The sequence below is a fragment of the Acidovorax sp. KPB24-03 genome, from assembly GCF_057546605.1.
Window position 1 is genome coordinate 1 of the sequence record NZ_BAAJYR010000134.1, and the last position, 9,778, is coordinate 9,778.

General features: G+C 68.4%; 8 protein-coding genes. All 8 read right to left on the reverse strand.

From position 1 onward, the window contains the following. The coding region (locus AC27KI_RS14480) for a cache domain-containing protein (RefSeq protein ID WP_487114434.1) at positions 1-1,154 on the reverse strand (1,154 nt) is incomplete at its 3' end. A gap of 218 nt (positions 1,155-1,372) precedes the next feature. After that, positions 1,373-2,620, reverse strand: coding sequence for an MFS transporter (locus AC27KI_RS14485; RefSeq protein WP_284431464.1), 1,248 nt, complete (start codon positions 2,618-2,620; stop codon positions 1,373-1,375). A gap of 43 nt (positions 2,621-2,663) precedes the next feature. Then, the gene (locus tag AC27KI_RS14490; protein ID WP_487114436.1) at positions 2,664-3,488 is read right to left on the reverse strand and encodes a putative hydro-lyase; all 825 of its coding nucleotides are present in this window, start codon (positions 3,486-3,488) and stop codon (positions 2,664-2,666) included. A gap of 202 nt (positions 3,489-3,690) precedes the next feature. Beyond that, positions 3,691-4,599, reverse strand: a complete 909-nt coding sequence (locus tag AC27KI_RS14495) for a LysR family transcriptional regulator (RefSeq protein WP_317358316.1) — start codon at positions 4,597-4,599, stop codon at positions 3,691-3,693. 28 nt (positions 4,600-4,627) lie between these two features. Then, positions 4,628-6,358, reverse strand: coding sequence for a phosphoethanolamine transferase (locus AC27KI_RS14500; protein WP_487114438.1), 1,731 nt, complete (start codon positions 6,356-6,358; stop codon positions 4,628-4,630). Between the two features lie 82 nt (positions 6,359-6,440). Next, on the reverse strand, positions 6,441-7,304 hold the full coding sequence (fghA, locus tag AC27KI_RS14505; RefSeq protein ID WP_487114440.1) for an S-formylglutathione hydrolase: 864 nt from the start codon (positions 7,302-7,304) through the stop codon (positions 6,441-6,443). After that, positions 7,301-8,230, reverse strand: coding sequence for an alpha/beta fold hydrolase (locus AC27KI_RS14510; protein WP_487114442.1), 930 nt, complete (start codon positions 8,228-8,230; stop codon positions 7,301-7,303). Before AC27KI_RS14510 ends, fghA begins: the two co-directional genes overlap by 4 nt. A gap of 32 nt (positions 8,231-8,262) precedes the next feature. Beyond that, positions 8,263-9,369, reverse strand: coding sequence for an S-(hydroxymethyl)glutathione dehydrogenase/class III alcohol dehydrogenase (locus tag AC27KI_RS14515; protein ID WP_092744641.1), 1,107 nt, complete (start codon positions 9,367-9,369; stop codon positions 8,263-8,265). Positions 9,370-9,778 lie beyond the last annotated feature (409 nt).

A 9,778-nucleotide genomic window follows, 5' to 3' on the forward strand; every position in this document is an offset into this window, starting at 1 on the left:
GCGCGGGCGGCTTCCACCGCCGCGTTCAGCGCCAGGATGTTGGTCTGGAAGGCGATGCCGTCGATCACGCCGATGATCTCGTTGATCTTGCGCGAGCTGGCGCTGATGGAGCGCATGGTCTCCACCACCTGGTTGACCACCTGGCCGCCCTGCACGGCGGTCTGGGCGGTGCTGGAGACGTACTGCGCGGCCTGGCGGGCGTTGTCGGCGTTCTGGCGCACGGTGGCGGTCAGCTCTTCCATGCTGGAGGCGGTCTGCTGCAGCGAAGAGGCCTGCTGCTCGGTGCGGCGCGACAGGTCGCCGTTGCCCTGGGCGATCTCGCTGGCCGCATGGTCGATGGTGCTGGTGGCCTGCTGGATGCGGTGCAGGATGCTGGCGAGCCGGTCGCGCATGAAGCCGATGGCGTACATCAGGCTTTGTTCGTCGCGGGCGCGCAGCGGGATCTCCGCCTGCAGGTCGCCGTCGGCCATGCGCATCGCGGCGCCGGCGGCGGCGCGCGGCTCGCCGCCCACGGAGCGTTCGATGTCGCGCACCACCAGCCCGGTGAGGGCCGAGATCACCAGCCCCAGCAGGGCCAGCAAGCCGATCGCGCGGTACAGCGAGGCGCGGTAGGCCTGTTCGATGTCATCGACGTAGTCGCCGGCCACCAGGTCCCAGTTCCAGGGCTTGAAGCGCACCACGTAACCGATCTTGGGGCTGGGGGCGTCGCTGCCCGGGCGCGGCCACCAGTATTCGAGGAACCCGCGGCCCTGCGCGCCGGCGGCGGCGATGTTCACGTAGAGCAGGTTGCCTTTGGCATCCTTGAAGGCGATCATGTTCTTGCCGTTCAGCTCGGGCTTGATGGGGTGCATCGCCATGATCGAGTCGGAGCCGATCACGGTGACGTAGCCGTCCTTGCCGTAGCGCTGGGAGGCGATGCGTGCCAGGGCGGCGCTGCGGGCTTCCTCCTGGCTCATCTTGCCGGCCTGGGCCTGCTTTTCGTAATCGCTGGCCACGGTCAGCGCCATGTCGGTGATGTCGGAGAGGGCCGATTGCCGGGCCTGGTACTGGATCTGCCGGGTCTGCCACGCGTTCACGAAGGTCAGTGCCAGCAGCCCCAGCAACGCGAGGACCAGCGGGAGCCAGAGCTTTTGCCGCAAGGTCAGTTTTTTCATGGAAGGGGTCCTTTCAGGAGGGCGTACGGAAGGCATTGGGATGGGTCGCAGTATGGCCGTGAACACCCCTCGTCTGGCAGTCGGGCTACCCCTTTCTGTCAGGTGTTCGCAACGGTTGGATACATATGCAAGTTACGTGCTCGATCCGCACCCCGCGGCCTGCCGCCCGGTGAAAACGGGTTCCCTTTTTGCCCTTTTCCGCACCGCGCAATGGTGGCTCAGTGGATGGGCGCGGCCTCGGGGCTCAGTTCCCGGCCCAGCGTTTCGGGTAGGGCGAGCGCCGCCACGATCACCAGCCCGTAGCAGATGGCGGTGATCCAGCCGATCGTCTGGCCCAGCGGCAGCGTGTTGCTCAGCGTGCCGACCAGCGCCGGGCAGATGGCGCCGATGGCGCGGCCGAAGTTGTAGCAGAACCCCTGGCCCGAGCCCCGCACGTCGCTGGGGAACAGTTCTGACAAAAATGCGCCCATTCCGGAAAAGATGCCTGACAAAAAGAACCCCAGCGGAAAGCCCAGCACCAGCATCCACCCGTCCGTGATCGGGATCTGCGTGTACGCCAGCACCAGCGCCATGCCCATCGCCGCGAACAGGATGAAGCAGCGGCGCCGGCCGATCACGTCCGACAGCCACGCGCTGGTGAGGTAGCCCACGAACGAGCCGGCGATGAGCACCAGCAGGTAGGTGCTGGTGCCCAGCACGGACAGGTGCCGCTCGGTCTTGAGGAAGGTCGGCAGCCAGGTGGTGACCGAGTAGTAGGCGCCCTGCATGCCGGTGGCCAGCAGGCTGGCCAGCACCGTGGTGCGCAGCAGCGAGGGGTGGAAGATGCGCAGGAAGCTGCCCTGCGTGCCGGCGGCGCGGGCACGGGCCTGGGCCGCCAGGTACACCGGCGGCTCCTGGATGTTGCGGCGGATGTAGATGATGAGCACGGCGGGCACGATGCCGATCCAGAACAGCACCTTCCAGGCGATCTCCGGCGGCAGCACCGAATAGACGCCCCAGAACGCCAGCGCCGAAGCGGCCCAGCCCACGGCCCAGCTGCTTTGCACCAGCCCGGCCGCCTTGCCGCGGTGCTTGGCCGAGATGGTTTCCGCGATCAGCACCGAGCCCACCGCCCATTCCCCGCCGAAGCCGAAGCCCTGCATGGCGCGGGTGAAGAACAGCTGGCCGAACGATTCGGTGAAGCCGCTCAGGAAGGTGAACAGCGTGAACCACAGCACCGTCCACTGCAGCACCCGCACGCGGCCGTAGCGGTCGGCCAGCACGCCCGCGGCCCAGCCTCCGATGGCGGAGGTGAGCAGCGCGCCGGTGGCGATGTAGCCGGCTTCCGCCTTGGACATGTTCCACGCGGCCAGCAGCGTGGGGATGAGGAAGGTGTAGATCATGTAGTCGAAGCCATCGACGCCATAGCCTGCGAAGGTGGCGGCCAGGGTGCGCCGCTCGGTGGGGGAGGTGTGCCGGAGCCACATGGTGCGAAGTCTTTCTTGGAAGGGGGGGGCAGGAAGGGCGGCGTCAGGCGGTCACCAGATCGCGGTTGAGCAGATCGGTGACCAGCATGTGCCCCGGCGCGTGGGTGATGCAGAAGGCGGGGCGGGCCGCCGCGATGGCGGCCTGGGGCGTCACGCCGCAGGCCCAGAACACCGGCAGCTCATGCGGCTGCACGGCCACGGCGTCTCCGTAGTCGGGCCGGGACAGATCGTGGATGCCGATGAGCGCCGGGTCGCCCAGGTGCACGGGGGCGCCGTGCACCTGCGGCATGCGCGAGGTGATCTGGATGGCGCGGATCGCGTCCGCGGCGGCCATGGGGCGCATGGAAACGACCAGCGGCCCGCGGAACGCGCCGCTGGGCTCGGTGGCGCGGTCGGTGCGGTACATGGACACGTTGCGGCCCTGGTCCACATGCCGCAGGCGAATGCCATCGGCCAGCAGCGCATGCTCGAACGAGAACGAGCAGCCGATGGCGAAGGTCACGAGGTCGTCGCGCCAGTGCTGGAAGAGGTCGGTGGGCGTGTCCACCTGCACGCCGTCGCGCCACACGGCATAGCGGGGCAGGTCGGTGCGGATGTCGATGTCCGCGCCCAGCGCGGGCAAGGCGGGTGAGCCGGGCTCGCTGACTGCCAGCACCGGGCAGGCGCGCGGGTTGCGCTCGCAGTAGCGTTGGAACTCGCTGGCCAGCGCGTGGGGCAGGATGGCCAGGTTGACCTGCACGTAGTCGCTGGCCAGGCCGCTCGTGTGGTCGGACAGGTGCCCGGCGCGGGCGGCCGCGCGCACGTCTCGGGCGGTGGACCGGGCGGTCAGCCCGGCGGCGGCGCCGGGTGAAAGAACAGGGGATGGCATCGTCGTGAAAGCCCTGGAATGCGGGCCTGCGGTGGTGGCAATGCCGCGAATTCTGAAAGCCGCACGGCGGCGAATCCAACGCAAAATTTTGCGTTCACGTCATCGAAAAAATCGATGGTGACCACTGAATTTTCAATATTGCGAAAAGCATGCCAATGCCATCCGGGCTTTCCCGGGGGGCGCGTGCACTGCGACGGTGCGGTCAGCGCGGCGTGCGCTTTTTTCGGGCAGTCTGGGTCTGGGCCACGTACGCCTGGGCCGATTCCAGCACCGATTCGGTGATTCCCGAGCCAGGGTCTTCGCGGTAGCTGGCGTGGATGGGCAGGGCGGTGAGCGCGCACGAGGCCCGCAAGATGTGCAGCGGCATGCGGTGCGACAGCCGCTGCGTCACGGCGCGCGGCAGCACCGCGATGCCGAATCCCGCTTCCACGAGCTGCAGCATGGCCGAAATCGACGAGATGGCGTGCATGCGCGGCACGGCCACGCCCGATTCCTGGAACAGCTGCAGCAGGCTCTGGTGCGGGTGCGAGCCCTTTTGGAAGGTGATGAGGTCGTGCTGCGCCAGCCGCTGCAGGTCGTACCGCCCCGCGGAGTGCAGAGTGCGGTGCCCGACGAACACCAGCTCCAGCGGCGGCATGGTCCGCGTGCGCACCGCGGTGTCGGTGGCGGGCAGGGAGGTGAACACCAGGTCCTGCGCCCCGCGCCGCACCTGGTCCACCAGCACGGGCGAGGTTTCCACGGTCAGCTCCAGCTCGAAGTCGGGGCGGGTCTTGCGCATCTCCTGCAGCCAGCCGGTGAGCCAGCTGTGCACGACCGATTCGATGGCCCCGATGCGCAGCGCCACCGGCGCGTGCGGGCTGGTGCCCAGTTCTTCCTTCACCTGCCGCTGCAGCTCCAGAAGGCGAACGGCCAGCAGCTGAAAGCGCTGCCCCGCGGCGGTGAGGCGGAACAGGCGCTCGCGCCGGTCCAGCAGGATCACGCCCAGTTCCTCTTCCAGCGCGGCGATGCGGCTGGACAGGGCGGACTGCGTGATGTGCAGCTTTTCGGCCGCCCGCGTGATGCTCTTGAGCGAGGCGGCCCAGTGGAAGGCTTCGACAAACCGCAGGTTCATGGGCGCGATTGTCGCCGCGCGGCGGGGGTCAGCCTGCGGCGGCCACGCCCCGGCAGGTGGCGAACATGTCCTTCGATGCCTCGTAAACGCTGGTCTGCACGTCCATCAGCCCGAGGATGGAGTGAAAGTAGTTGTCGTGCGACAGGCGCCGCTCGCCCAGGTCCTTTTGCAGGCAGGCGGTGGCCGTGCGGGTGCGCGACTGCATGGCGGGCGACAGCCAGGTGATCCACGGCACATGCTTTTGCACATCGGGCGCGATGGCGTAGGGCATGCCGTGCAGGTAGATGTTGTTCTCGCCCAGCGACTCGCCGTGGTCGGCCACGTACATCATCGCGGTCTGCGCGGTGCCCGACTGCGCGGCCAGCCACTGGATGGTGGCATTGAGGAAATGGTCGGTGGACACGATGCTGTTGTCGTACGCGTTGACCACTTCCTGGCGCTGGCATTCCTGCAGCGCCGAGGTCCGGCATTCGGGCTGGAAGGGCTTTTGCGAAGGCAGCGACCGCTTGAAATACGCCGGGCCGTGGCTGCCCATCTGGTGCAGCACCACCACGGTCCCGCGCGCCCGCTGATCGGCCGGCAGCGCCGCGATGCGGGCGTCCAGGCCCTTGAGCATCACGTCGTCCAGGCATTCCTTGCCGTCCGCGCACCAATGGGGGTCGTCGGGCTTGGCCGAGGTGCTGGCCTCGGCCACGCGGTCGCACACGCCCTTGCAGCCCGACTGGTTGTCCACCCACAGCACGGCCAGGCCGGCATGCTGCAGCACGTCCAGCAGCCCCTCGGAGCGGATGTGGCTGGCCTCGTAGGCGGTGCGCCCCAGGTTGGAGAACATGCAGGGCACGGAGGCCGCCGTGCTGGTGCCGCAGGACCAGGCGTTGCGGGCACTGGCGAGGTCGTTGCGCGCGGACAGCTCGGGCGTCGTCGGGCGGCCGTAGCCGTTGAGACCGAAGTTGCCGCTGCGCCCGGTCTCGCCCAGCACCAGCACCAGCAGCGGTGGTTTGCCCTGGCCGGCATAGGACGCCCCCAGCCTGGCATCGCGCCCCAGTGGCATCAGCGGGCCGGCATCCCGGCGCAGGGGGCGCGCAGCGGCATTGCCCACGGCATAGATGCTGTTCAGGGGGTTGATCAGGTAGCGCAGCTGCGTGTGGTTGCGCATGGCGGAGGAAAAATCCTGGAACACCAGGAAGACCGAGCCGGCGGCCAGTGCGATCGAGCCCAGCAGCAGCAGGCCGTGGAACGCGATCTGCCGGGCAACGCCGAGCGGTTTCACACGGGTGCGCGCCAGCCACCACAGGGGCGGCCCTGCCAGCGCCACGATCGTGAGCGGCAGGCGCCAGTCGAGCAGGTCGGCCGCCTCGCGCGGATCGGTCTGCAGGACGTTGGTGATCATGCCGGTGTCGATCACGATGCCGTAGGCCGTCATGAAGTAAGAACCAAGAGCGGCCAGCAAGATACCCACGGCCAGCATGGGCTTGAGAAGGCGGCCCCACGCGAGAAAGCCGATGACCGCGGCATTGGCGGCGGCCACTGCCAAGACGAATGCCATCAGGAACGCCCAGCCGCGCAGGCTGTGGGCATTGGGCAATTGCAGAAGAGCCCGCCACAAAGGCACGTTGCAGGCCGTGGCCAGCCAGAGGCTGATGATGGTGATGATCCAAGCCGGATGCAGGGCGTTGCGGAGGTCCAGCCCCGCATATCCCAACGCTCCCTTGCTCGTCTTTGTAATAAGCCGCAACTGCGGCTGCAGAATGTGAGCCATGGCGCATTCTTGAGCGCCAGCCTTAAGTGCAAATTAAGGGCTTACCCGTGGCGTTACAAAACGGGTAGGTGGGCCCGCCGGCCTATGCCAACTGCCCGGCGTGGTGCGCCAGATGGTCCTCGATGAAGGTCTGGATGAAGTAGTACCCGTGGTCGTACCCCTCGTGGCGGCGCAGGGTGAGCGGCTGCCCGATGGCCTGGCATGCGGCTTCGAAGCGCTCGGGGTAAAGCTGCTCGGCGAGGAATTTGTCGCCCAGCCCCTGGTCGATCAGGATGCCGGCCGGGTAGGGGGCCAGCGGCTGGTTTTCCATGAGCACCGTGGCGTCATGCTCGCCCCACGCTGTGCGGTCCGCGCCCAGATAGCCGGTGAACGCCCGCTCTCCCCAGGGGCACTGCGTGGGCGCGCAGATCGGCGCCAGGGCCGAGAGCGACCGGAAGCGGCCGGGATGGCGCAGCGCCAGCGTCAGCGCGCCATGGCCGCCCATGGAGTGGCCGAAGACGCCCAGGCGGTCCAGGTCGATCGGCAGGTGCCGGCCCAGCAGGGGCAGCAGTTCCTGCATCAGGTAGCTTTCCATGCGCCAGTGCGTGCGCCAGGGCGCCTGGGTCGCATCGAGGTAGAAGCCCGCGCCGATGCCGAAATCCCAACGGGCCGTGGCGTCCGGCAAGGACTCCACCGCGCCGCCGCGGGGGCTGGTGTCGGGCGCGATCAGTGCCAGGCCCAGCTCCGAGGCCCGGCGTTGCGCGCCGGCCTTGACCATGAAGGTCTCTTCGTTGCACGTCAGCCCCGCCAGGTACAGCACCGCGGGCACCGGGCCGTGGGCGGCCTGCGGCGGCAGGTACACCGAGAACTTCATCGGCAGGCCGATCTCGGTGGAGTCATGTTGGTAAAAGCGCTGGGTGCCGCCGAAGCTGCGGTGTTCCGACAGGGTCTGGAGGGGATGGGTCATGGCGTGGGAAGTGAAGAAGAAGGCGTGGCACGGACCAGTTCGAGCACCGCATCGGCAAAGGCCTCGGGGGCCTCCTGCGGCAGGTTGTGGCCGGCGCCGGGCACCCAGCGGTGCGTGCGCAGGCCGCTGAACTTCGCGGCATGGGCCGAGGCATCGGCCGGCGGGCGAACCCCGTCGTCCACGCCGTCGAAGGTGATGGCCGGCACGCGGATGGCCGGCTGCGCCGCCAGGCGCGATTCGATCCCGGCGTACGCCGGATCGCCCGTGACCAGGCCGAAGCGGTGGCGGTACGAGTGGATCACCACGTCCACGAAGTCGGGGTTGTCGAACGCGGCGGCGCTGCGCTCGAAGGTGGCCTCGTCGAACTTCCAGGTCGGCGACCACGACTGCCACAGCAGGCGGGTGAGGGCCCGCCGGTCGTTCGCCAGGCCGGCCGCGCCCCGTGCGCTGTGAAAGTAGTACTGGTACCACAGGCGCTGTTCGTTGGCCGGCGTGTCGGGCGCCATGGCCCGGCCGATGTCCTGGATGTTGTAGCTGTTGAGCGAAACCAGCCCCGCGCACCGCTCGGGCCACAGCGCCGCGACCACGCAGGCCGCGCGCCCGCCCCAGTCGTAGCCGGCGAGCACCGCGCGCTCGATCGCCAGCGCATCGAGCAGCGCCAGCAGGTCCGCGCCCAATGCCGCCTGCTCGCCCGAGCGCGGCGTGGCCGCGCTCAGGAACCGCGTGGGGCCGTAGCCCCGCAGGAACGGCACCACCACCCGGCATCCCTGCGCAGCCAGCCGCGGCGCGACCTCGGCATAGGCATGGATGTCGTAGGGAAAGCCGTGCAGCAGCACGACGGGCGGCCCCCCGGCGGGGCCGGCCTCGAAATACGCGACGTCGAGCACGCCGGCCTCGATCCGGCGCAGGGGTTCCATGCGTTCCATGGCGGGCACCATCGGGGTCTGCCGCGGGGCGGTCAGTAGATGACCACGCCGCGGATCGACTCGCCGCGCTTCATCAGGTCGAACCCGTGGTTGATGTCGGCCAGGGGCATGGTGTGGGTGATCAGGCTGTCGATGTCGATCTTGCCCTCCATGTACCAGTCCACGATCTTGGGCACGTCGGTGCGGCCCCGGGCGCCGCCGAAGGCCGAGCCTTCCCACTTGCGGCCCGTCACGAGCTGGAAGGGGCGCGTGCTGATCTCGGCGCCGGCCTCGGCCACGCCGATGATGATGCTGCGGCCCCAGCCCTTGTGCGTGCACTCCAGCGCCTGGCGCATCACCTTGGTGTTGCCGATGCATTCGAAGGAATAATCCGCGCCGCCGTCGGTCAGCTGCACGATGGCGTCCACCACGTTCTCGACCTCATTCGGGTTGATGAAGTGCGTCATGCCGAACTGGCGCGCCATCTCCTGGCGGGCGGGGTTGATGTCCACGCCGATGATCTTGTCCGCGCCCACCATCTTGGCGCCCTGGATCACGTTCAGGCCGATGCCGCCCAGGCCGAACACCACCACGTTCGCGCCGGCCTCCACCTTGGCAGTGAACAGCACCGCGCCGATGCCGGTGGTCACGCCGCAGCCGATGTAGCAGACCTTGTCGAACGGGGCGTCCTCGCGGATCTTGGCCAGCGAGATCTCGGGGGCCACGGTGTAGTTGCTGAACGTGCTCGTGCCCATGTAGTGGAAGATGGGCTGGCCGTCGATGCTGAAGCGGCTGGTGGCGTCCGGCATCAGGCCCTTGCCCTGCGTGCCGCGGATCAACTGGCACAGGTTGGTCTTGCGCGACAGGCAGAACTTGCATTGGCGGCATTCGGGCGTGTACAGCGGGATCACGTGGTCGCCCTTCTTGAGCGTGGTCACGCCCGGCCCCACGTCCACCACGATGCCGGCGCCTTCGTGGCCCAGGATGGCGGGAAAGATCCCTTCCGGGTCGGCGCCGGAGAGGGTGTAGTAGTCGGTATGGCAAATGCCAGTGGCCTTGATTTCGACCAGCACCTCGCCGAATTTCGGGCCCTGCAGGTCCACGGTTTCGATGGTGAGGGGTTCTCCGGCCTTCCAGGCGACGGCGGCTTGGGTTTTCATGGGATGGGGCTCCTGTCAGTGGATGGTTCGGTGGCTCGCAAAGGGGGGCACGGCGGCGTCTTATGCCGGCGGGCGCGGCGCCTCGGGCGGCTGCAGCAGTCTTTCTAGCAGATGCGGCAGGTCCGGCCGCCTTGCATGGCCGGATCGGCCGGCGACAATCGCTGCGCCAATCCGGCCCGGGCGGCGCCCGGACGGTCCTGCATGCCGGTGCCGCGAGCGTAAAAGCGTTTGGCCCGCTCCGCCGCGCGCCGCGCGGGCCCCGGCCGTGTTTTGGCCGCCGTGCCGGGCATCTTGGCCGCTGGAACGGGTCGTGCCGCCCGCCGTTTTTTTGATTTCTTGGTTTCTGCCCGTCATTGTCCACTCCCTACACCGTCGATATCGTCGTCTACCCCGGCTTCAAGGCCCTGGA